18 protein-coding genes are annotated in these 22,526 nt (G+C 60.8%); 14 read left to right on the top strand and 4 right to left on the bottom strand.

The annotated features are described in order from the left end of the window. Positions 1-55 precede the first annotated feature (55 nt). From FDP22_RS23635 to FDP22_RS23625, 3 genes are all read left to right on the top strand, one after another. Positions 56-2,038, top strand: a complete 1,983-nt coding sequence (locus FDP22_RS23635) for a ParB/RepB/Spo0J family partition protein (protein WP_138578325.1) — start codon at positions 56-58, stop codon at positions 2,036-2,038. A 72-nt stretch (positions 2,039-2,110) separates the two neighbouring features. Beyond that, positions 2,111-2,704 (top strand): hypothetical protein, encoded by a 594-nt coding sequence (locus FDP22_RS23630; RefSeq protein ID WP_025042408.1) that lies wholly within the window; start codon positions 2,111-2,113, stop codon positions 2,702-2,704. After that, positions 2,704-3,360 (top strand): DUF6927 domain-containing protein, encoded by a 657-nt coding sequence (locus FDP22_RS23625; protein WP_138578323.1) that lies wholly within the window; start codon positions 2,704-2,706, stop codon positions 3,358-3,360. Before FDP22_RS23630 ends, FDP22_RS23625 begins: the two co-directional genes overlap by 1 nt. Here the strand turns inward: FDP22_RS23625 and FDP22_RS23620 are convergent. Next, positions 3,357-3,827, bottom strand: a complete 471-nt coding sequence (locus tag FDP22_RS23620) for a hypothetical protein (RefSeq protein ID WP_239032047.1) — start codon at positions 3,825-3,827, stop codon at positions 3,357-3,359. The genes FDP22_RS23625 and FDP22_RS23620 overlap by 4 nt on opposite strands. 449 nt (positions 3,828-4,276) lie before the next feature. Here FDP22_RS23620 and FDP22_RS23615 point away from each other — a divergent pair, with 449 nt between their 5' ends. From FDP22_RS23615 to FDP22_RS23595, 5 genes are all read left to right on the top strand, one after another. Beyond that, positions 4,277-8,551, top strand: a complete 4,275-nt coding sequence (locus FDP22_RS23615) for a strawberry notch-like NTP hydrolase domain-containing protein (RefSeq protein ID WP_138578321.1) — start codon at positions 4,277-4,279, stop codon at positions 8,549-8,551. A gap of 14 nt (positions 8,552-8,565) precedes the next feature. After that, positions 8,566-8,871 carry a hypothetical protein gene (locus FDP22_RS23610; RefSeq protein ID WP_055688068.1) on the top strand — a complete coding sequence of 102 codons (306 nt, stop codon included), beginning with the start codon at positions 8,566-8,568 and terminating at the stop codon, positions 8,869-8,871. A gap of 124 nt (positions 8,872-8,995) precedes the next feature. Then, positions 8,996-9,724, top strand: coding sequence for a DUF736 family protein (locus FDP22_RS23605; protein WP_093362910.1), 729 nt, complete (start codon positions 8,996-8,998; stop codon positions 9,722-9,724). A 156-nt stretch (positions 9,725-9,880) separates the two neighbouring features. Then, a complete protein-coding gene (locus FDP22_RS23600; RefSeq protein ID WP_236549672.1) occupies positions 9,881-10,417 on the top strand; it encodes a hypothetical protein in 537 nt (178 codons plus the stop codon). Between the two features lie 76 nt (positions 10,418-10,493). Further along, complete coding sequence (locus tag FDP22_RS23595; protein ID WP_430226216.1) at positions 10,494-11,147, top strand: rhomboid family intramembrane serine protease; 654 nt, start codon at positions 10,494-10,496, stop codon at positions 11,145-11,147. Positions 11,148-11,399: 252 nt separating this feature from the next. Here the strand turns inward: FDP22_RS23595 and FDP22_RS23590 are convergent, their stop codons facing one another. Continuing rightward, positions 11,400-11,951, bottom strand: a complete 552-nt coding sequence (locus FDP22_RS23590) for a TetR/AcrR family transcriptional regulator (protein ID WP_138578319.1) — start codon at positions 11,949-11,951, stop codon at positions 11,400-11,402. Between the two features lie 81 nt (positions 11,952-12,032). On the opposite strand from FDP22_RS23590, the gene FDP22_RS23585 reads away from it, so the two are divergent. Together FDP22_RS23585 and FDP22_RS23580 are read left to right on the top strand one after the other, a co-directional pair. Then, a complete protein-coding gene (locus tag FDP22_RS23585) occupies positions 12,033-12,896 on the top strand; it encodes an alpha/beta hydrolase family protein (protein WP_143972310.1) in 864 nt (287 codons plus the stop codon). Positions 12,897-12,907: 11 nt separating this feature from the next. Then, complete coding sequence (locus FDP22_RS23580; RefSeq protein ID WP_138578420.1) at positions 12,908-13,369, top strand: hypothetical protein; 462 nt, start codon at positions 12,908-12,910, stop codon at positions 13,367-13,369. A gap of 285 nt (positions 13,370-13,654) precedes the next feature. Here FDP22_RS23580 and FDP22_RS23575 read toward each other — a convergent pair whose 3' ends face one another. Both FDP22_RS23575 and FDP22_RS23570 read right to left on the bottom strand, forming a co-directional pair. Continuing rightward, complete coding sequence (locus FDP22_RS23575; RefSeq protein ID WP_138578418.1) at positions 13,655-15,442, bottom strand: ATP-binding protein; 1,788 nt, start codon at positions 15,440-15,442, stop codon at positions 13,655-13,657. A gap of 2 nt (positions 15,443-15,444) precedes the next feature. Then, a complete protein-coding gene (locus FDP22_RS23570; RefSeq protein WP_239032054.1) occupies positions 15,445-16,596 on the bottom strand; it encodes an SIR2 family protein in 1,152 nt (383 codons plus the stop codon). 827 nt (positions 16,597-17,423) lie between these two features. Here FDP22_RS23570 and FDP22_RS23565 point away from each other — a divergent pair. The 4 genes from FDP22_RS23565 (at position 17,424) to FDP22_RS23545 (ending at position 22,522) form a co-directional block, all read left to right on the top strand. Next, positions 17,424-18,353 carry a DUF2493 domain-containing protein gene (locus FDP22_RS23565; RefSeq protein WP_138578414.1) on the top strand — a complete coding sequence of 310 codons (930 nt, stop codon included), beginning with the start codon at positions 17,424-17,426 and terminating at the stop codon, positions 18,351-18,353. 530 nt (positions 18,354-18,883) lie between these two features. Next, positions 18,884-19,090, top strand: coding sequence for a hypothetical protein (locus FDP22_RS23555; protein WP_138578410.1), 207 nt, complete (start codon positions 18,884-18,886; stop codon positions 19,088-19,090). Positions 19,091-19,608: 518 nt separating this feature from the next. Beyond that, the gene (locus tag FDP22_RS23550) at positions 19,609-20,202 is read left to right on the top strand and encodes a transposase (protein WP_138578408.1); all 594 of its coding nucleotides are present in this window, start codon (positions 19,609-19,611) and stop codon (positions 20,200-20,202) included. Beyond that, the gene (locus tag FDP22_RS23545) at positions 20,189-22,522 is read left to right on the top strand and encodes a relaxase/mobilization nuclease domain-containing protein (RefSeq protein WP_138578406.1); all 2,334 of its coding nucleotides are present in this window, start codon (positions 20,189-20,191) and stop codon (positions 22,520-22,522) included. The genes FDP22_RS23550 and FDP22_RS23545 overlap by 14 nt, the downstream gene beginning before the upstream one ends. Positions 22,523-22,526: the final 4 nt, after the last annotated feature.

Raw genomic sequence — 22,526 nt, 5'->3', positions numbered from 1 at the left:
TTGGTTACGCGCGTGAAGGCGCGGGCCACACCTCACCCACCTGGAAGGATATCCCATGACCACAAGCTTTGCCCCTCTCACCGTCGCCATCGGCGATCTGGTCCCGCATCCTGCCAATGTGCGCAGCAACTCGCCGGAAACCTATGATCCCGAGAACATCGCGCATCTGAAGGCCAGCATCGCTGTGCTGGGCCTGCTCCAGCCGCTCTTGGTCCAGAAGCTTGACGGCAAATATGCTGTCCTCGCCGGTGGCCGACGCCATGCTGCGCTGAAGGAGCTGGTCGCCGACAAGGCCACCAAGGGGTTCATGGCGAAAACCAAAGTCGACTGCCGCCTTGTCCCTGACGACTGTGACGTCACCACTGCGCTGTCGCTCGCCGAGAACATCACCCAGGCACCGATGAACGCAATCGACGAGTTCGAGGCTTTCGCGCGGATGATGGAGGTCGACGGCCAGACGCCCGAGACCATCGCAAAGACCTTCGGTACCACGGTGGCCGCCGTGAAAGGCCGGTTGCGCTATGGCCTTATCCACCCCGACATCCGCGCCGCGGCACGGGGCAAGGTGATCACGCTCGACACGATGAAAGCCTTTGCCGAGCACCCGAGCCAGGAGGCGCAGCGCGAGGTCTTCGAGGCGCTCACGAAGGACGGAGGCTATCTGCAGGCCTATACCGTTCGACAGGCGCTCAAATCCCGCGGCGTGCAGGTCAGCGACGATATCGGGGCCTTCGTGCGCGCGGACTACGAGGCGCGGGGCGGCGCCGTCGCGGCCGATCTTCTGGAAGAACATTCCGTGCTCGAGGATGCAGCACTGGTCGAGACCATCTTGCTCGAGAAGCTCGGTGCGGCTGCCGAAGAGGCCCGCACGAGGCTGGGCTTTGCCTGGGCCGATGCGATGGTGCGGTATGATTACGCGACAATGGCCGACTACGGCCGCGTCTATCCCGGCCCGATCGAGCCCGACGAGGCCGCCCAGAAGCGCGTGGATGAAATCACCGCCGAGCTTGAGAAATTGCAGCTCGAAATGGAGGACGAGGGGCTCGAGGACGGTGCCTACAATGCCCTTTACGACCGCGTCGACGCTCTGGAAGAGGAAGCCCGCGACCTGCAGGAGGCCTACAGCGCCGAGGACCTAGCGCGATCTGGGGTGATAGCCTCGTGGCAGGGTGGGCAGATCACGCTCCATGTTGGTCTCGTCCGCCAGGAAGACACCGTCAAAGAGGAGGGCGCGCGCGGCTCCTCGGCTAGCCCGACCGGGGAGGAGGCCCCGGACGCCGGCGAAATCACCTATCCAGCCTCACTGGCTGAGGACCTCAAGACCGAGCGAGCCATGGCGCTTGGGGCCGCGATGGCGCTGCATCCGGAAGCCACGCTCGATCTGACGCTCTTCAAGCTGGTCAGTGACGTTCTGGCCAGCGGCATGAGTGTCACGCAGGCGATCAAGATCGATGCCCGCAAGGAATACCGCAGCCATGCCAAGATGGACGAGATCGACGAGACCTCGCTCGAGCAGGTGGCGGCGGCGCATGATGCACTTGATCTCTCCTGGCTCGATGACACCCGCGCGCCCGCCGATCAGTTCGCGGCGTTTCGCGCGCTGGAGGCCGGCGAGAAGGCCAAGCTCGTGGCCTATGCCACGGCCAGCACCACGCAGTCCTGCTTCACGCGGGACCGCCAGCGCGACAGCCTGATGCATGCGTTGGAGATCGAGATCATGCCCGACATCCGCGCCCACTGGACGCCGAATGCGGCGCTCTTCAACCGCTTCAAGAAGGCTTGGCTCCTGAAGATCCTCGGCGAGGATCTGGGTCTCGCCCAGGAGGCGGTGACGCTGGCCTCGTCGAGCAAGAAGGAGATCGTCGCCTTTTGTGACAAGCTCTTCGCCGAGCCCTTCGCCACGCTTACGGACGCGCAGCGCGCTGCCGTGGCCGCCTGGTGCCCGCCCATGATGCAGACCGCCGGTGTCGCCTGTGATGAGGCGGAGCCCGCTGCGGAAACCCCCGAGCCTGACAGCGAGGTCGCGCAAGCGGCCTGAGTCCGCACGCGACCCGCGCGAGGCATTCCCCGCGCGGGTCGACCCTCCCACACCCAACCGAAAGACATCCTCATGGCTATTCTCAAGTTCTCTGCGTCCGCTGTTGCGGCACAGATCGCCCATGCGCGCGCCTGCAAAACCTTCCTGCCCAACTGGAACGGGCCCGTGGACAGGCCCGCCCTGATCCTGATCGTCGGCAATGGTGTGCATCTGCGCTCAAACGGCATCGATGGCACGACCACCCGAATCGTCACCACTGAACAGGCCGATCCCTCTTTCGCCTTCGCCGACGGCATGAACCCGTTTCGGGACACCGACTGGATGGCGCAGCGCCGCATGGCGTTTCGCGATCTGACCGGCCAGTTCTACACCGACATCCTGGATGACGTGCAGGTTCTCATCGACCGGGGGCGGGGGGCCATCCGGCTGGCCACCGATGGCCACAGCATCCGCGTCTTCGTGCGCCGGGCCTCGGACTATCTCATCGGCGGGACCTACGAGGTGCCCTCGGGCCTCGGCGGCACCTTCCGGGTCATCCTCAAGGATGCCTGCGACACCTTCGCGATCGTGCAGAACTGCGGCAATTGCGAGGATTTCGACGCCATGCAGCCCTACCGCGTGCCGCTCGATGCGCTGATGGAAATCGATGACCGGAGGGCGGCGTGATGGGTTGGCTCTTCTATACCGACGGCCGCGTCCAGACCTACGTGGATGAGAGAGAGGAGATCACCCGGCTCTGCACTTTTGAGGGCGAAACGCGCAAAACCGAACTGGTCAAGGCCTGCAAGGTCGGCTCAACCTGGTATGCGGCGGCAAGGGTCACCAATCTCGACGGCACCGCTGTCGAAGACGCGACCTATGTCACCGATGCGGATGGCTCCATCACTTTCGGGGCTGTCTTCCTCACCCGATACGATGACGGCTGCTGGGGCTACAAGGACATGGAGGAAAGTGCTGGCCCGAACGTGTCTCGTGCTCCGCTTGGGCTGATCGAGCTCCTCTCCGACCTGAAAGACCCGGACAGCTACGCCCAGGACTGGCGTCAGCGCTGCCGGAATTGGGCTGCGATCCCGGACTACGAGGAAGGCGACAAGATCAGGCTCGCCACGCCCGTGACGCTCACCGATGGCAGTACATGCCAGATCGTCACCGCGACGTACTACAAGCGGGGGCGGCAAAAACGCCGCTGCTACCGCATCGAGGAAACCGGTGGGCTCGTACGCCTGTCGAAGGCCTCGCTTGCGGGCTCAGAGCTGCTCAGCTCCGCAAAGGGCGCGGCCAGTCCTGTGCTGGCGGAATTCCTAGCGGGGCGGGACGCTTAGGGGCGCACTGCGAGTAGTGCGCGCACCGTCTCGATTTCCAGCACCCAGTTGCTGGTCGTTTCGTTGCGCCATCTTATGCAGCGGATGATCCGATCAAAATCATCCTGAAGGGCGCGCGGAAAAACAGGCTCATGGTGTGCGATTCTGTTGCGGAGCCTCCTCACGGCTTCAATGTCAGACCTTAATTCAGATCGGCGCTGGCTGGCAGCGACACCACGAGGCGCGTCCGGAAACACTGCGTAGAAATGATCGTCCCACAGTCTGCCTTGGTGCCTGTTTGTCAGCATCTTCTCCCAAAACACGAACTTCAGTTCGGCGACGACCTTTCCGGCAGTGGGTTGCTGTGCTGCGCAACCTTCGAGGTCTCGTTTGGGGCTGTATGCCGGACCGCGCGGGTTCGGTAACGAACGGATGAAGCCTTGTGTCCAAGGCCATGTTCCTCCATGGACAGCTTCGATTGCTTCCACGATCGCGTTTCGCAGCGCAACTTCCAAAACATGGAGTGGAACCATGAACGCGGCTGATACTTGAAGATTCCAGTGGTATAGGTGGAGAGCTCGCGTCCTATCATTGCCGGTTTCGCGCAGATAGGTCGCAAACCTAGGTGCGGATAGGACGTTCGGAAGGTGGTGTTCTTCATCAGCCGTGAACGGTGGATACATTGACAGTAAAGACTTTCGGTGCCATATAGAGCGTGAGCTTTGAGATTGCGGGCACTATGCCTCCCCTCATTGCACAAAGAAAGCAAAAGCCCGTCGCATTGCGGCGGGTTTTTCAGTTTTCTAATCCAACTCCGAAAAACCGTTTGATTGGCCGGCCGTAGATTGGATGCCTCTTGGTCTGAGCTCATCATCCCGAAAAGCGAAAGAGGGCTTTTTGTCTTTGGAACTCAGACCCTGATCCAAAGGAAACCCCCATGTCCAAGCCCCGCTCAACGCTCCCCAATCCTGTTGAATTCGACGCTAACCTCGCCTCTGCACTGGCACAGATCTGCGCGGAGATCGCCCACCAACCCCTGCGCAGCTCAGCGCTGGCGCGCATCATGCGCGAGACGTTTCATGGCAGTGATGCCGGGGGCGCCTGGGACTGGCGCATAGCCTATGACATGATGCAGGCTGCGGCCATCCAGGTGCTGCTGGGTGGGGACGGCGCGGCAGGTGACATCGCCGCTGCAAAGCTCCTTGCCTCACGGCTTCTCACGGAAACGCGCCGGTCAGAGCAGCAGATCCGGCTGCAGCAGTTTTCCACGCCGCTGCCATTTGCGGCGCTGGTCTTGCGGGCTGCGGCGATCCGCAAGGGCGAGACCGTTCTGGAGCCCTCGGCTGGCACCGGTGCCCTGGCTGCTTTCGCTGCCCAAACCGGTGCCACGGTTGTGCTCAATGAGATCGACCCCTTTCGCCAGCGCCTCCTGCGCGCGGTTTTCGGCGGCGAGGTGACGGGCCATGACGGCGAGCATATCGACGATCTGCTGCAGTCGCCGGTTCTACCCGACGTCGTGGTGATGAACCCGCCCTTCGCCTCCTCGGTCGATCGCTCCCGAGACAAGCACATCGCCGCCAAACATCTCGTCGCGGCTGCAAAGCGTCTGGCACCAGGTGGGCGCCTGGTGGCGATCATGCCGCCGGGATTCGCGCCCGAACGCGATGCCGCGCATTGGTCACGCGCCTGCGGTCTCCTGACGCCGCGCTTGGCGTTGACGATGCCGGGGCAGGTCTACCGCAAGCTCGGCACCTCTGTCGAAACCCAGCTGATGGTCTTCGACAAGGTGCAGGAGGACGGCGAAATGATCCGCGTCCCTGTGCGGGATCTGGATGAAGCCTTGGCATATGTCGATGCCGTGGCCGCAACCCGGACGGAGATGCGCCCCGTACAACAGGCAGCGGCGATCCCTAACGGGCGGCTGACCGTTCCATCCTCTGCTCCGCGCAAGACCGCCGCTGCGCCTGTCGCCGCCTCCAAGCCTCGGGCCAATGCCGTTGTCCCGCTAACTTTCACGAGCTTTGATATCCCGCGCGACAACACGCCCATCTCGGACATCTATGCGCGCTACCGTCCGCAACGGATCGAGATCGCGGGTGCGCAGGAACATCCCACCCCGCTCGTCGAGAGCATCGCCATGGCCTCGGTTGCCCCGCCCATGCCCTCAAATACGGGTCGTGATGACTTGCGCCTGCCCGCACGGTTGGTCGAGGAGGGAGATCTCTCCGAGGCGCAGCTCGAGACCATCATCATGGCGCATGATGCCCATGGGCGCGACCTGCCCGGTCGGTTTACCATCGATGACGACCAGACCAAGCTGACGCGCGCCGATGATGACCCGGATGCACGTGCCTATCGCCTTGGCTATTTCCTCGGCGACGGCACCGGTTGCGGCAAGGGGCGCGAATGCGCGGGGCTCATCCTTGTCAACTGGCTGGCCGGGCGCAGGAAGGCGATCTGGGTCTCCAAATCCGCCACGCTCATCGAGGACGCCATCCGCGACTGGACCGATCTCGGCGGCTCGCCCGCCGACATCCAGCCGGTCTCCAAATGGAAACCGGACCAGTCCATCCCGATGGGCGACGGCATCCTATTTGTCACCTACGCCACGCTGCGGTCCGCGGGCAAATGCGGCACCACGCGACTGAGCCAGATCCTCGCCTGGATGGGCGAAGACTTTGAAGGCGTGCTGGCCTTTGATGAGGCCCATGCCATGCAGAACGCGGCAGGGTCTGAGCAGGGCAGGGGGGTCAAACCCTCCCAGCAGGGCCTTGCTGGCCTGCGGCTGCAACTGGCAGCACCCCGCGCTCGCATCTTCTATATCTCGGCCACGGGCGCCACGAGCGTGCACAACCTGGCCTATGCCGCGCGTCTCGGTCTCTGGGGACAAGGCCCCGAATACCCCTTCCCGAGCCGCGAGGGTTTCGTTTCAGCGATGGAAGCCGGCGGCGTGGCTGCCATGGAGGTGGTCGCGCGTGATCTCAAGACGCTCGGGCTTTACACAGCGCGTGCCCTCAGCTTCGACGGTGTTGAATACGATGTGCTGGAACACGCGCTGACCCCGGCCCAGATCGAGGTCTATGACGCCTACGCTGGAGCGTTTCGCACGATCCACCACAATCTCGAAGCCGCTTTGACAGCCACCGGCGTCAACGACGCCTCGGGAGAGACCAATGCCTCGGCAGCACGCGCCTCGGCCAAGTCCCGTTTCGAGAGCACGAAGCAGCGTTTCTTCAATCATCTGCTGATGGGCATGAAGGCCCCGACCATCATCCGCGCCATCAAGGACGATCTGGCGGCGGGCAATGCTTGCGTCATCCAGGTTGTCTCGACAGGCGAGAGCCTGCTGAAGCGTCGGCTTGAGGCGATGGACCCGGAGGATGAACTCGTCGAGGGTGCCTTGACGCCGCGCGACTATGTTCTGGGCTATCTCGAACAGGCCTTCCCGATCCATGCGCAAAAGCTTGTCGAGATCGACGGCAACATGGTGGCTGAACCCTTGCGCGACGCCAATGGCGCGCTGGTTGTCTCCCGCGAAGCGCTTGCCCTGCGCGATGCGGCCATGATGGAGTTGATGACGCTCGCCCCGATCCCCTCGGCGCTGGATCAGATCCTATGGGCCTTTGGCGACGAGGCCGTGGCAGAAGTCACGGGGCGGTCGATCCGGCCCCTCAAGGCCGAGGATGGTCATCTCTTCATCGAAAAGCGCGCCGCCAGCAGCAATTCCTCCGAGACCCAGGCCTTCATGGACGGCGAAAAGGATATCCTGATCTTTTCCGATGCGGGCGGCACGGGCCGGTCCTATCATGCGGCGCAAACGGCAAAGAACCAGAAACGGCGGCGGCACTATCTTCTGGAGCCCGGCTGGCGCGCCGATGCGGCCATCCAGGGGCTGGGCCGCACGCATCGCTCGGCTCAGGTCAGCGCGCCCTTCTTCCGGGTCTGCACCTCGGATGTGCATGGCGAGAAACGTTTCACCTCGACGATCGCCAAACGCCTCGACCAGCTGGGGGCCCTGACCAAGGGCCAGCGCGAGACCGGCTCGCAGGGCATGTTCCGCGAGGAGGACAATCTCGAAAGCCCGATCGCACGGGCGGCGCTGTGTGGGTATTTCGCCGATCTTGCCGCCGGGCGCGCTGAGGCGATGAGCTACGAGAGCTTCACCGACTGGACGGCCCTGCGGCTGATCGACAAGGATGGGGTGCTCCTTGAGGAGCTTCCCCCGATCCAGCGGTTTCTCAACCGGGTGCTTGCCCTGCCCATCCACATGCAGAACGCACTCTTTGCCGAGTTCATGCGCCGGATTGCTGATCAGACGGAACGTGCGCGCGCGGCGGGCACGCTCGATCTCGGCGTGGAAACCCTGCGCGGCGAAAAGATCGAACAGGTCTCCACAGAGGATCTCTGGACCTGCCCGAAATCCGGCGCCGTGACGCGGATCATCGGGCTGGAGGTGACCGACCCGGTCCACGTCCTTGGGGCCGAAGAGGCCATGTCGCGCAATCCCGACAAGCTGCCGATGGTCAACCGAGCGTCTGGCCGCGCGGCGCTCATCTCGGCGCGGCCCATGCAGATGTATGACGAGGATATCGTCACGCTCATGCGCAAGGCGGTGCGGCCCAATGGCTCCAGCTACCTCGAAGAGACGCGCTTCGAGTCCTCGGCCTGGGAAGACATCGGAAGGCCCGAGTTTGCAGGACTTTGGGATGCCGAGGCCGCATCCCTGCCAAAAACCACCACGACCAAGCTCTACCTGTTGACAGGACTGCTGTTGCCGATCTGGAAGGACATCCCGACCACCAATGAACGCATCTACAGGGTCACGCCGGACGGGGCGACAGCGATGATCGGGCGCACGCTGAGCGAAGAAGGGGCGGCCGCGCTGCGCGCCCGCTTCCTCGTCTCAAACCCGCAAACACCGCAGGAGATGTTGACCGCTGCGCTCGGCACCACGGCGCCGGTCGATCTGGGCCAGGGTCTCACCCTGACCCGTCGCCGGGTCGCAGGCGAGATGCGTCTCGAGCTGGGCGGTGCGGATCGGGGCATGATTGAAGGTCTCAAGGCCATGGGGTGTTTCACGGAGATCATCGCCTTCCAGTTGCGGGTGTTCCTGCCGCATGGGGATGGGATCGACACATTGGGCATCCTCTCCCGGATTGTTGGAACCGGACCAGACGCCACGCGGGACGTAACTTCAGTGGCAGCAGAATAGGCGAGGGGACGATCATGACACTCGAAGAGATCAAAGCCGCCATCGATGCCGGTCGGACCGTGCATTGGGCCAACACCGGCTACCGCGTGCACAAGGACAGCCTCGGCCAATACCTGATTACGTTTGAGCCGAACGGCAGCACCATCGGGCTGACCGACCGGAGCGGGCAGCGGTTGAACGGGGAGGAAGCAGAGTTCTTTATCGCTGGACCGGAGGGTGGCGACGAGAAGAGCCAGGACAGCCAACTGAGAGCAGACGGGCAGGGGAGGGGCGTCGTACCCGGCGGGGAGGTGGCACAATCTCTCAGGCGACAGCGCTGAACTGAAGGTTGGGAAGAAAGGAAAGCGAGCTTTCTGGTTTGTGATCCCAGGAGGGGTCGAAAAAGCAATCCCGGATGCGCTGGCAAGGACGTCAGGCACCGGCCAATCCAAAAGGAAACATCCCATGTTCGCAGGAACCCTCACCCGCAATGTCGAGACCGCAGCCGCTCAGTACACCGGCATGATCCACTCGACGCGCTTTGACATCGCCATCCAGTTGGAGGCGCGGGCCAAGATGTCCGAACGCAGCCCGGATTTTGACGTGACGGCAGTCAACAAATCAGGCCGCAAGGTGCGCATCGGCACGGCCTGGAACGAGACCGGCAACACCAGCGGCAACCCCTACATCTCGATGCAGATCGATGTCGGCTTGGGCCCCTTCCGGGTCAACGCGGTGCAGACGAAAGAGGCGCGCGCGGCCCAAAGCGGCGAATTCGAGATCATCCCTCTGGTCTCGAACGGCCTGATGAAATCCGGCTCGATCTCGGGGGAGCTCACCGCCATGGACGCCGACAACGCCTTCACCGGCTACATCGCCAACATGATGTTCGATCTGGAGTTCATGCTGATCGAGAACAGCTACAAATCCGAGGAAACCCACCCCGATTACCGTATCGAGGTCAGCTCGCCCCGGGGCACACCGATCCGCGTCGGCTCGGCCTGGATGGCGAAAAGCAGTCGCACGGGCAATGACTACCTGTCGCTGCTGATCAACACGCCCGATGGCGACCTGCGCGTGAACGCCGTGCAGAACGAAGAGCAGCGCGGCGGGCAGGCCTTCTCCATCATCCCGTTCATCGACAGCGGTGAGCAGCCGCAGGACGCAGGCACGGGGCTGTCGTTGGTCGCCTAATTGGCACGCGAGGGCGAGACGATCTGAACCCAAAGGGGAGCCGTGGGATCACGGTTCCCCTTTTTCCATGTTTGGCTGCATGACGGGCGCCATCTGCTTGCGATCTGCTGAATATGATATACGATAATATATTATCGAATGGACGAAGGTAGGCGCATGGTGGCGAGACTGGGAAAAGCTCCGTGGTTCGAGAGCTTTGATGTAGAAGCAGAGGTTGCAGAGCTTCTTGCTCATATCGAGCGTTGCACCGGATTTGCGCTGCTTGACCGCAAGCGTGATGTCATCATGATCCATGCAAGGGCAAAGCTCGACAGGACAAGGCAGGCATTTCTGGAGGCCAAGGCGGCGGGAAAGCCGGTGTCCACATCGCGGCGTGCGTATCTGACCGAAGTTCAGGACACGATCTTCATGGCGATCCCGGAGGAGAACCTCGCGCGGATGCCGCTGCGCGAGCAGGTTCTCAACGACCCGTCATTTTACGCGGATGCCATGCACCGCGCCGCTGCGATTAGCGAGGATGAGCTTTTCATGGCGCTGTCCTCTTCGCTGAAAGACATGACAGTCCAAGACGCCCGGGCCTTCGTCTCGAAGCTTTGGCACAACACGATCGATGACAATGCGCGCAAATACGCCGAAGCCCTGAAGCGTCCCGAGCGTGAACCGCAGCCCTTTCGTCCGGGAAACACCGTGTAAGATCCGAGCCATTCTCTTGGCTTGAGCCGTACCGAGGTTGGCCGCCTCAAACCCCCTTTCCTGGATGTGGCATCCTGTGCAGCGCGCGAAAGCCGTTGAAGGTGCTGTGGGGACGTCTACTGTCGCCAACATGATGAACCGGGATCACATGCGCGCCTTCTTTCGTCGCGCCGCGGCGCTTGTCGCCTTTGTCGCACTGCTCTGGGCGGTTCACCTCCTCAATTGGATTATCGGTTACGGCTTGAATCCGGCCTTCGGCCTGATCCCCCGTCACGTAAGCGGATTGGATGGTGTCATCGCCATGCCCCTCCTGCATGGAAGTTTCGCGCACCTTATGGCAAATACGCCGCCGCTCTTGGTGATGGGTGGGCTGTTGGTGGCAACGACCACGAGGGCCTTGCTGCCGGTGAACGCAGTGGTGATCGGCCTCGGCGGCGGACTCGTCTGGCTGTTCGGAAGCTCCGCCATCCATATCGGTGCGTCAGGGTTGGTCTTCGGCTGGTTTGGCTTCCTCGTCGCGCGCGGCTTCGTGGATCGCTCATTGATCACGCTGGGCGCGGCACTGGTGGTCGGTGTCCTCTATAGCTCCATTCTCTGGGGCGTTCTTCCGGGCCAATCCGGCGTCTCCTGGGAGGCGCATCTCTTCGGCGCCATCGCGGGCGCGGGCGCTGCGTTCCTAATCCGAACGCATGTACATGCGCCGCGCCTCGGCGGCGTCGATCTGGACTGAAGCCGTACGCCAGAGGTGGTCGGCCCTTACCGGCCATTCGCCAGATTGGGCGTCGCTGCAGCGCAGCTTACCCATTCCGGACATCGGTGACACCGTGCAGCATGAATCGACAGCCCAAGGTCCGCAACGCGGGACTTTTCTGACTTTCGCTGCAACCGCGAAATTGGATTGGCCTGAACGCCAGCAATCGGCACCAATGGCGGATAGCTGACCTTCGCTGCACCAAACAAAGATGTCTGGTTCGGCAAGAAGTCAGATTTTTGCCCTGAGTTCCCGCGCCAGTTGGGTAAAGGCCGCGTTGGATTGTTGGGCAAAGGCAATGACCCACGCGCCTTGCAATTTACAGTGCAAGGAAAAGGCTGCTTCTTCAGGCTGGGGGGACCCCATCCTTTTGGCGTGTTTTTCGATACATTTTGTCCAACTGCCATATACGTCTTGGGCGGTGATCTGGAGCTGTGGTTCCAGAGGGGCGGCTTGCAGGATGCTGAGCACCGGACAGGCTGATACATGTGTCTGTGACGCCACCTCGGCGGAAATGGTTTCACACACCATGAGCGCACCTTGGTCAAAGCTTTCGGCCTGCGCGAAGGTCGCATCGAGCAACCGTTCCAGCCACGCACCGGCCCAGCGTGTCGCGGCTTCGGCCAGTTCCTGTTTGCCTTTCGGGAAATGGTAATACAGCGACCCTTTGGGCAGCCCCGCCTCTTTGAGAATCTCCGACAGGCCGACACCCGAATACCCCTTCTGGCGAAAGAGGTTCGAGGCGGCGCGGATCAGCCTATCGCGAGACGTTGGGTCACTCATGGCAAAAGGGATAGCGGCATTGGACCGATTGGTCTATTGCCTCTGTAGACCGTTCGGTCCATTGCGACGAAAGTGAGACTATTGGAACAGGCCGCACAGACAATCTCCATCCCGGCAGAGGGGGCCAGACTTGTCGGGACGTGGTATCCTGCGTCTGCTTCGCCACGTGCCAGCCTGGTGCTGCATGGGGCCACCGGTGTGCCGCAGCGCTTTTACCGGCATTTCGCCGCTTGGGCTGCCGAGCGCGGGATCAGCGTTTTGACCTATGACTATCGGGATTTCGGCGCGTCCCAGACCCGACCGATGCGCGACAGTCAGGCGAATTTCGCGGACTGGGCCGTGCACGATCAGACCGCAGCACTCGATACGCTTGCCAAACTGGCGCCAACAGGACCCTTGTGGGTGCTCGGGCACAGTTTGGGCGGGCTTGGACTTCCGTTCCAGACCCTGCCCGATCGCGTGACGCGCATCACCACCGTCGGGGCCGGGATCGGACATTATACCGACCATCCCTGGAGCTACCGGCCCAAGGTTCTGGCCTTCTGGTTCGCGCTTGGCCCCGTGGCGACCGCCCTTGCAGGCTATATGCCGGGTAAACGATTGTTGCTGGGGGCCGATCTGCCCGCCGGCGTCTATTGGCAGTGGCGCAGGTGGTGTACTCGGCGCGATTTCTTTGCCTCGGATATTGGCGTCACCCTGCCAGAGCCGAATTACACCATCGACGGGAAGGACATCCGTATTTGCGTCGCCGCCGACGATGTCGTCGTGCCGCCGGTTGCGGTGCGACGCTATGCGGAGGCCTTTGCGCCATCAGGGGCCGAGTTTCGTATCTTTGCCCCTGCCGACTATGGTCTGCACACGCTCAAACATATCGAAGTCCTGTCCAAAGAGAGCGCGCCCGTCTGGGCCGATCTCCTCGAATTGCCTCAGCCCGACTTGACCTGAAAGGCCCACCCATGACGGATGACAAGATACACAACGGATGCCGCTCCGAAATCCTGAGCGCCCGCGCCCGGAGAACCATCCTCTGGGCCAATATCACCATGATTGCGATGATCGTGATCCATGACAGCGATCACGTTCGGCAGGCCGCGAACTGGTGCTATACGATCAGCGCGCAGCTTTGGCTGGTGAATGTATCCGTCTATGTGCCGAGCCTGATCGCATTGGCGCTTTTGTGGCGCGGCAAGGGCGCAGGCGTTGCGACAATGATCAACGGTCTGCTGGTCGGCGCGGCCTTTTCCGAAGTTCACCTGTGGCGCCCCTCTATTCCGGTTTGGGGCATCTGGAATGACAATTTCTTCATTCTTGGCGTGGATTGGATCAGCTGGACGATCCTTGCGCTAACGGTCCTGGTGGGAGCGCTGGTGAGTGCTGCCGGGGCTTATGCCCTCGGGCTGCAATGGGCGGCGCGGTAAAGCAGGCAGGATGAACGCATATCCGACCTTTGCGGCCCGGCATGTGAATGTCAGCTCAGGGCCGTGAGTAACAGGCTGGATTTTCTGCACTCGCAAAATGCTGCGGGACGGCATTCGGTAAAGAGGGCTCGAAGCGGACCTGCGGCGGCGCGGCAAGCCCCCCGCCCTGGTCCGCCAGGCCTGCGGACGCTGACGGCCCAAAGCTGCCTTTAGCATAGGGTCGATGCAACGGCACCTATTTAGCCGGTAGGCGGCAGTCAGTGACTTGACGCGAGCGTCTGATTGTCAATCATCGTCACTGCCCCACAGATCGACGAGGTTTACATCACTGCTGGCCGGTTCTTGCTCTTTCGGCAGTTTGTCAACTTGCATGAGCATCGGAATGTCAAAACTGGTTCCAGTTACAACGCACGCGCCTTGGGGAAGCGTCGGTATTTGCCCTCGAGAAAGGCTGTCCAGCGTCGATATGGTATTTTCCAAAAGCGCAAGATCTCTGTCATTCACAAGGCGATGAATGAAATAGTTATGCAATTGCGAGACAATAGTCGGGGAGATGTCCGCTGGTCTTTGGCTGGCAATCGTAAGGAAAACGCCAAATTTTCGACCTTCTTTGATGATCTCTTCGAACAGTTCTAAGCGATAATCTTTCCAGCTTTCCGCCTCACGATTTGATTGCTGTGAAAGTATGTTGTGCGCCTCATCGACGATCAGATGGAGAGTAGTCGAAGGTGGGCTTGTCACGACGCTTCTATGCTGCTCATAAAAATGCTTTGCGATAAGAATAGGTAAGATTTTCTTCACGTCTTGCTTGCATTCCCGCAGAGAAATAACGGTTACGAGCCGATCTTCATCATCAGCCAGCTCTCCAACGGAGATGACACGCGAGAATTCCTCTTTCAGAGAGTCAATACGGCGCAAAAGCGGTTGTATGTGCTCGTATTGTGCAGAGCCGAATTGGACATCGTTTATAAGTTGCAAACTGGCGCGAACCTGCAATTCCGTGAAGCCCGAGAGGTTTTGCAAGTCTATCCGAGAAATTTGTGGTTCGAAGATTGCACCGAAATGGGCTTCGTTGTCCGGATACCGCATTTGACCGTCTACTATCAGATAAAAACTTCGGTTAGTGTTGTTCCATCCAACTTTGCCAACTAACTCCGCTAGATTCTCAGCGTCAGGCATCTGTCTGACAAGCGATTTAACTTGCTCAAGCGCCTCGACGCTGGGATCAGTCGAACACAGGACGCGTCGAATGGTAGCTCGGGCGTAGTGTGTCAAACTATCTGGAACGTCAATGAACCTAGCGCGACCAGATATGGTTCGCCTCAGGAATGGTTTTTGTGTGTTCGTTGTGGCTTGAAAGAGAATACCAAGCGTTTCAGCGTCCCAAAACTCATCGTCGTGGATCTTGAAACGGTCGCCTTCGGCGTTGCGCGTTGTCAGCCGAACAACCTTTTTATGATCGGCTCCAACAAGTTGATCACCAGTGTATTCACCATTGAAATCAAGAACCACAAACTTGCTGTGGGATGCGATACTATTGAGCTTGTTAGCGAAAAGCACTGTGAACAGCTTCGTCAACGTGTTTGATTTTCCGCTGCCGGTATTGCCGAAGATACCCAAATGCGAGTTGAAGAGCTTTTGCCAAGGAAGAGCTATCGGTAGGTCTTCTTTCAAGAGCTTGCCAATAATATAACCGTCAGAAGATTTGCTTTCGAAAATGCTGCCAACCTGTTGCTCCGACAGAAGTGTAGCAATATCACCGATCTTAGGTAGGTACTTAATACCATCCTTAAATGCGTCGTCCTCAAAGTACCCAATTGGCCGCAACTTTAACTTTCGCGTAAACAACTTCTCGCTTGCCTCAAGTTCGAAGTTTCGCTCATCCAAGTATTCACCTTCAACGGTACAGACAATTTCGCGGAAGCCGTGCGAAATGGACACGAACTCTCGGATAGAGATGCCTTTGAATTTCTTCCCATTGAAAAAGTGTGTCTCATGGTTTGAGTTCTCGAAGGCTCTGACAGAAACTTCTACGCCCATTACCGCTACGACTTCGCCGATTTGAATGCTCATTGCTATGCACTCGTTGGCTTGGTTGTAAATACTTCATTGTTGAAAGCCGAAAAATCGAGCAACCCGTCTATCCGTATCAACTCAACGTTCGCAAAGCCAAGAAACCTTTTTTCCATCGAGTGCTTCTCGCTGTCGTCGAAGCAGCAAACGTACATATGAAGGGATGGGTTCGAAAGCGAACGTTTTACCAGGTTCAGGATATGTTCATCTGCGAATGAGAACCCAAATGCGATGAATACGGTGTCAGGCTTCTCAAGCTCGTAGCTCAGTAGCCGCAACATCTGATAATAGTGCTCTTCGAAAACAGTTTCGTAGAACTTCCATTTCGTTGGATTTACAATCGGAAGAGCTTTGTATGCTTTTTGAAATGCTTCGTTTTGTGTAAAGGTAACGTCTGCAGGAGGATTCAGATCCTCATCCGTGAAGGAATCATCCAACAAGCCATCGAAAAAGTCCTGATCTTCTCTGAGAGGCACGTCTGAAATTCGCCGCTTCGAACGATCCAGATCATAGGATACCTCGATTTTTTCGCCGTCTTTGTACCAGTAAACACTGCCATGTAGCTCGATCAGGTTTACTTGAGGAACACTCTTAGAGTGACGATCGAAAACCCCATGATCCTGAAAGTACCTTCCAAAGTTACGCGCATTCAAAGTGCGCTTAACAAATCCGTCAGTTCCATCATTCAGATGGAAGTCATACGAGCCAAGCCTCAGAAGGGCCTCGGCCGTGTGGGCAATCATCCCGTCGTAGTTGGTTGTGAAAATGTTAACCCTTTTTTTGTGACTCTTCTTGCTGAGGATCTTCAAAATCGTTTCAAGGAATTGGCGGTAGTTTTCAACCGCTGCGTCCTGCGGCGCGGTGTTCATAACCGCATTGCGGGGATCATACTCGGCGGCAGGAAGAATAACCTCATGAACATACCAAGAGAAAAGATGCGCTAAGAAGTCTGCATCTTCTTCGTACTTGGTCGCCAACGTTTCGACGGTATGCGCTTTGCCAGATCCTTTCTCCTTAACTCGCAGAGCAAGGGTTGGGAGCAAACCATAGGATGCCCCAGAGCCGAGCAGAAAATTCAGGTTCTTCTCGTAAATGTCTGCTTTGTTGATTTTCGACAAGGTGACTCGTCCCTCGATTGAATGCAGGAAGAACACCACTTTTCCGCAGGGATTGCACGCGTTTTGCGCATCAAGCAGGCTGCAAGAGCGCGACATTATGAATGGCGGTACCCCACTGAGGGATAACAGAAAAATTCTTCATAGATGCTCACCTTTCTTACCCTTGGAACTCAGGCCCAACTAGGAGAAAGCATAATGCAAAGCAGACTTTCGCGCGACCTGCAGCGAAGGTCCGGAATCCGCCCGATCACGTCGCAAGCTTGGAGAAGTAATCCGTATAGCCTAAAGCGTAGCCCCTGCACATCAACCTCGGCCAGAGCCTTGCGGCCTCCCCAGCTCGGCTTCGCGTGTCGCAGGGGAGAACGGCCCTTCGGTCCGTCGCGCATTCGGCCATGCGGCCTCACCGCGGCGTTGCGCTTGGCGTCCCGGTTTGCCCGCCTCGCGAGCACGTCCCTCCCCGGCCGCTCCGCCGGATTGCGCTCTGGTCTGTTTTGGCCTGAGGCCAAAACGATCCCGCCGCTCCATCCGTCTCCCGCGTCCGGTCGGGCCGTTTGCCTGCTCGTGTCGGGCAAACCTACCGTCAAAACACACACACACATGAGTGCGGAAGCATATCCTCCGGATGGCCCCCAAATCAGCCCGCGTCAAGGATCGCAAAACTTTTCGGCGAGCGCGGTGCCCGTTGCGCGGGGCGGTCCCGTGCGTGAGCGCGCGCATGTGTCGGGTGTTGCGCGCGGAAAACTTTTGCGCCCGGCAAGCCGGCGGCTGCGCCGTCCCTGACCCGGGCAGATTCGGAAACCAGGCATTCGGCCATGCCCCCACACTCACGTGGTGGCCTTGAAACCGAACACTGGAGACCAAACATGGCTTACGACACCGCAAACACCTACGAGACCATCGAACTTTTCGGACTGACCGAGAAGGACGCGCAGCTGCCGATCCCGGAAGATCACATCCTGACCGACCACATCATCCGCGAGAGCTTCGAGGCTTTGCTCGGCCAGCTGCGCGGGACCGGGCTTGAAGCGGAAATCGAACCGCTGGCCCATGGGCTCGCCACGATCCTGCAGCGCCGCAAGGTGGCGCTTGGCAAGGAGGTCGACCGCACCGCCGACAAGATCGGCGCGCTGGCAAAATCTCACGACGGATCGGAGATCGCCGAGACCGCCATTGAGGAGGCGCAGGCGCGCTTTGTGCAATTGCGCGAGATTGTCGGCGCCATCGAGGTGATGAGCGAAGCAGCGGCGGAATGCTACGAGGTCGAGACGGGCCACGCCTTCATCCCGGCAGCCGGGTCGCGCGCAAGCGTCCGGGCGCAAGAGACCGGGGCGGTCTTCGAGGCGCGGCAGCTCCTGGAGCAGCACGACCGCGAGACTGCCGAGAAATCCAAAGTCGAGGGGGTGCCCCTGATCGTCTCAGGCGCCACCGACTGGACCGATGTTGATGTGATCTTCAACACGCTCGACAAGGTTCGCGAACGGATCAAGCAGAACCGCAACCAGGAGATATTCCTCTGCCACAAGGGTGGCAAGCACGGGGCGGAGATGATCGCGGCTCGGTGGGCCCGGGCACGCGGGATAGCACAGGCGCGCTTCGATCCGCGCTGGTCCGCGCACGGGCGGGCGGCACCGTTCAAGTGCAACGACGAAATGCTGGACGACAAGTTCGCGGCGACGGGGGTTGTACTCTTCGGCGGCAACGGGGTCGCGCTGAACCTCGGGCAGAAGGCGGAAGCGAAAGGTCTGACGGTCATGCGGGTTGCGGACCCGGCGAAGAAGACCGCGCAGGATTGAAGAGAGGGGGTCGCGCTTGGCGCGGCCCTTTCGTCATGTCTCATGGCGCGTGCGATCGGTCATGCGCGATCGGCAGTCTGCGGCGTCCAGCACCGTTATCCCTCTACCCAGTCCGTCAGAGTGCGGCCCATCCGCATCGGTACGGGTTGGGGATGGTGCGCATCTCACGCACATCGTCAGCGGCGCAAGACGCGAGGGATCGAGACGTCGCACTTGAGGCTGAAGACCAGCACGTCCTTCGGGGCGTGTTTCGGAACATCGCACCCACGCGGGCGGACTTTGTCACCAACCCGGCCAGGTTCGGCGGGACGCGGATGGTGGCGCCGGCGTGATGGCAAGGGTCATCCGGATCACTCCTTTTTGCTCATAGATGTGGATCGCACGGGGTCGGCCCAATCGTGCCCTCTGCTTCGCTTCGGCAAGCACAAATACGGCTTCCACGGCTAGCCGCGGACCCTCCGCATTTGCGCTTGCGACCGGGCCTTTTGCTCCGAGCCGGATGATCCCCATCGCAACAAGGAGTAACCCAAATGATCAACCACTACGTCGCTACCGTCCCCGTCAAGTTCACCGATACCGATGGCCAGGAGCGGACCCGTTTTCAGCGCGTGGGCGCGATGTTCCGCAACACCCGCAACGGGGACGGCTCGGAGTTCTTCAGCCTCAAGCTCGACTTCCCGGTCGCGGTCTCGGAGCTGGTGATGTTCCCACCGAGCGCGAAAGATCCCCAGGACTAAATCCTCTGACGAGGATGGGCTGCCCCAGGACGATCTTGGGGCGGCCCGATCCCTGTTCCAGGGATGCTGGTCCTTGCGCGTTCAACGGACGCACTCCGCCCGGAATGACCAGGCCGCGACAGACCGGCCAGTCAGCCTCAAGGGGGCCATCCACAAAAACCTATCGGCCAGGGCCTCCCGGTTTTTGCGGCAGAGATTTGGGGACCCAAATCTGGCCCTCCTTGACCCTGCCTGTCCGCCCTGTCGGTGGGGTTTGCGCCCGCCCGCGGTTCCGACCGAACACTTGGCGTTCGGCCAGACCCTCGGGCGGGGCTGGTGGACGGGACCCCTAGGACAGGGGGTTCGCCCGGTGGTGAGGGCGGCAGAGCCGCGTCCCTGCGGGCCGCGGCGTGAATCGGACACCAAGGCTGCCTGAGCCTGAATGCGACGTACGTATATAATTGACAGATTAGTATATTATCGTAAGGTAGGGGCAGCCTTGGTGGAAGGTGGCAGGAAATAGGGGGTCTTTCTTCCGCATGTCCCGATCAAAACGCCTGACAGAGATCGAGAAGATGCAGATCGTCCGCGAGGCCGCGGAGGGTGTGTCAACGTCTGAGCTGGCTGAGCGTTTCGAGGTCACATCGCGGGCCGTGCGCTACGTCCTCAAAGCTGATGCCGAGCGCCAGACGGATGCCGCAATTCCGGTCTCAGCAGTCAGTGTGAAGGTCACGGCTGCGGAGTTGGCGGCGCTAGACGAGGTCCTTGCGACAGCCGGAATCGAGAGCCGTGCCGAGGGGTTGCGGCGGCTCATTCAGGCGGCAGGCGGCGTGTTTGTCCCGGACGCGCAGATGGCAGCAGAGATGGCGCGCTACCGCGCCTCTCTGCACGAGGTCGGCAATGGGGTCGCGCAGATCGCCAAGCAGATGACGCAGGCCAACCGGCGCGGGCAGGGGGCCGTGGGGGGTACGCGTGCCGAGTTCACCGAATTGCGCCTTGCCCAGATGCGCGGGCTGGCGCGGTTCATTCTGGATTCCGCTGACGAGATCGATCTGCTTGTGCGCCGCCGTCGGGACGCGATGCAGCTGCAGGCCACGGCCGCGCTGAGGGAGTTTGCCCATGCGGCTGAATGATGCCGTGGACGCCGTTACAGGCGAGGTCTTCCGGGATGGCTGGAGCCGCATCCGGGGCTCGATGCAGGGGTTGCATGTCGCCAAGCAGAGCCAGCTTGTGCGCGCGGCAGCGGGGCATCGGCCGGCGGTCTTCAAGGCGATCCGGGGCGGGGGTACGCATACCAAATCGCAGCTCTCAAACCAGCTCGACTACCTTACCACCAAGTCCACGCATATCGTCGACTCCAGCGGGTTCCTGGATGGCAAGGCGAAGCTCGAGGCCCGTGACATCAAGGATCTGACCGAGCGCTTTGCCAAGCGGTGGGATGCGGGCTTCAAGCCCAAGCTGGGCCAGACCACACACATGCTCATGTCCTTCCCCATCGGCACGCGGGGCGAGGATGTGCGCGACATCGCGACGGATGTGGCCGAGCGGTTCTTTCAGACTGATGAGGGGCATTTCGACTACATCCTCGCGGTGCATGAGGACCGCGATCACCCCCATGCGCATCTGGTGCTGAACCGCCGCTCGCAAGAAGGCGAGTTCTTTTTTCTGGGGCGCAACCACCGCTTCAACTATGACGACTTCCGCCTCGCCATGGTCGAGGAGGCCGAGAAGTATGGCGTGCGCCTGGAAGCCACGCGCCGGGTGGATCGCGGGGTTGTGCATTACCCAGCCCGCACCAGCGAGGTCTATGCGGTGAAAGACGAGGGCAGGGCGCCCCGCGAGCGCGAACGCGTGGGGCAGGACCTGACGCGGGCGCTGGCGGAGATCGCCAACACCAGAACCGTCTACCATTCGCTTGCTACGGAGGCCTCCCGGGAGGCCCGGGAAGACATTGCCGCGGCGCTGTTCCGCGCGGGCGAGGTGCTGGCGCATGGCGGACAGGTGGACCGAACAGGAGATGTGTATATGGCCGAGGATCAAAGTTTCGAGGATCTCAGAAGCCTCTATGCGGAGAAGCTCGCGCGGGTGCAGGGCATGATCGCCGAGAAGTCCGACGCGGAACGTCCCGTGCTGGAAAAACGCCTCATCGAGATCCAGACGCAGGTCCAGCACATGCAGCCTCTCGGTTTGCGATCATCCACGCTGTCAGAGACCCCCTCGGAGGGCGGGATCTATTCCGAAGCCAATATCGACGCCAGCCAGCGCGAGCGTCTGGCAGAGCCCGATCTGAGATCGCGCATTGACGCGGCACTACGGGGCACCGGGATCAGCACATCGGAAGTGGTGGCCCGGATCGAGACGGGCGCCTCAAATGCAGCGCTCGAGCATCAATGGATCGCCAATGATCTCTCCAAAGTGGCCGAGGCGCGCGATCTGAACCTCGAACGCCGCGCTGATCTGGAACAGGCGCGCGACATTCTCAACGATGTGCATGTCGAACTTGGCACGCTCTTGGAGCGGGAGAACGTGCTGCGCCGGGATGGTGTCATGGAAGCGGAACCGGTCAGCGAGCGGTTACATTATCATGAGGGCGCGGTGCGGGCGATGGAAGGGACAATCCGTCAGGAGATGCGCGCAGACGGCCTGACAGCGCAGCAGGTGGAGGACCGGGACTGGGAGGTTGTCTCAAGGGCGGAGCGTCGGATCGAGACGGAGCAGCGCACGTATCTCGAGGCGCATCCGGACCTGCTCGCACGTCCTGGCGATGTGATCGACCGGTCTGAACCCTACAGGGAGACCATAACCGATGCGGCCCGCGCCAGCGAGATCACCCGCGAGGTCGACCGCATCATGGAGGGACGCGACGTCCGCACGCCCGTTGCAGATGCTGTCACGGATGAATTCAGGGAGCGCTATCCGGACATGCCGTCCCACCTCGCCCGCGGGCTTGGCGCGACCTATGCGGCCGTCGTCGAGATCCGCGACACGGAGGCCATCAACCAGGTCCGCCGCGAAACCGAGATGCGCGACGGGCTCGGGTCTGGCACGCGCGACGCACTCCTCGCAGCCCGCGGTGAAACTGCGCCGCAGTCTGCCCGTACCGACCGCCTTGCAGACGAAATTACGCGTGTTCTGGAGCATGAGCGGGCGGGGGAGTTGTCCGCGCCCTTCGAGACCGAGGCGGAGCGGGACGCTTTCCGGGGCGAGATCGCGCGGGTGCTGGATGACCGTCAACTTGAGAGGCTCACATCCGGCGATGCCGATGCGCTGGAAAAGGTTCTCGAGGACCGTCTCGACCGGCTCTATGTCGCCAAGGTCTACCTGCAATCGGATGCAGCGACGGCCAACACGGAGGCCTTGCGCCAGGTGGTCGATGATCTTGCCGATACCGAATATGAAAAACACCGCGCGACAGACGTGGATGGCGAGACCGAGCGGGGACAGGTCCATTGAGCGC

Source organism: Paroceanicella profunda (genome assembly GCF_005887635.2).
In the GTDB taxonomy this organism is placed as follows: Bacteria; Pseudomonadota; Alphaproteobacteria; order Rhodobacterales; family Rhodobacteraceae; genus Paroceanicella; species Paroceanicella profunda.
This window is presented reverse-complemented; position numbering and strand designations above follow the sequence as displayed.

What these genes read in the sequence shown, in the direction of transcription:
- FDP22_RS23635 (WP_138578325.1), top strand. Translation starts at nt 56, where the DNA reads ATGACCACAAGCTTTGCCCCTCTCACCGTCGCCATCGGCGATCTGGTC.
- FDP22_RS23630 (WP_025042408.1), top strand. Translation starts at nt 2,111, where the DNA reads ATGGCTATTCTCAAGTTCTCTGCGTCCGCTGTTGCGGCACAGATCGCC.
- FDP22_RS23625 (WP_138578323.1), top strand. Translation starts at nt 2,704, where the DNA reads ATGGGTTGGCTCTTCTATACCGACGGCCGCGTCCAGACCTACGTGGAT.
- FDP22_RS23615 (WP_138578321.1), top strand. Translation starts at nt 4,277, where the DNA reads ATGTCCAAGCCCCGCTCAACGCTCCCCAATCCTGTTGAATTCGACGCT.
- FDP22_RS23610 (WP_055688068.1), top strand. Translation starts at nt 8,566, where the DNA reads ATGACACTCGAAGAGATCAAAGCCGCCATCGATGCCGGTCGGACCGTG.
- FDP22_RS23605 (WP_093362910.1), top strand. Translation starts at nt 8,996, where the DNA reads ATGTTCGCAGGAACCCTCACCCGCAATGTCGAGACCGCAGCCGCTCAG.
- FDP22_RS23600 (WP_236549672.1), top strand. Translation starts at nt 9,881, where the DNA reads ATGGTGGCGAGACTGGGAAAAGCTCCGTGGTTCGAGAGCTTTGATGTA.
- FDP22_RS23590 (WP_138578319.1), bottom strand. Translation starts at nt 11,951, where the DNA reads ATGAGTGACCCAACGTCTCGCGATAGGCTGATCCGCGCCGCCTCGAAC.
- FDP22_RS23580 (WP_138578420.1), top strand. Translation starts at nt 12,908, where the DNA reads ATGACGGATGACAAGATACACAACGGATGCCGCTCCGAAATCCTGAGC.
- FDP22_RS23575 (WP_138578418.1), bottom strand. Translation starts at nt 15,442, where the DNA reads ATGAGCATTCAAATCGGCGAAGTCGTAGCGGTAATGGGCGTAGAAGTT.
- FDP22_RS23565 (WP_138578414.1), top strand. Translation starts at nt 17,424, where the DNA reads ATGGCTTACGACACCGCAAACACCTACGAGACCATCGAACTTTTCGGA.
- FDP22_RS23555 (WP_138578410.1), top strand. Translation starts at nt 18,884, where the DNA reads ATGATCAACCACTACGTCGCTACCGTCCCCGTCAAGTTCACCGATACC.
- FDP22_RS23550 (WP_138578408.1), top strand. Translation starts at nt 19,609, where the DNA reads ATGTCCCGATCAAAACGCCTGACAGAGATCGAGAAGATGCAGATCGTC.
- FDP22_RS23545 (WP_138578406.1), top strand. Translation starts at nt 20,189, where the DNA reads ATGCGGCTGAATGATGCCGTGGACGCCGTTACAGGCGAGGTCTTCCGG.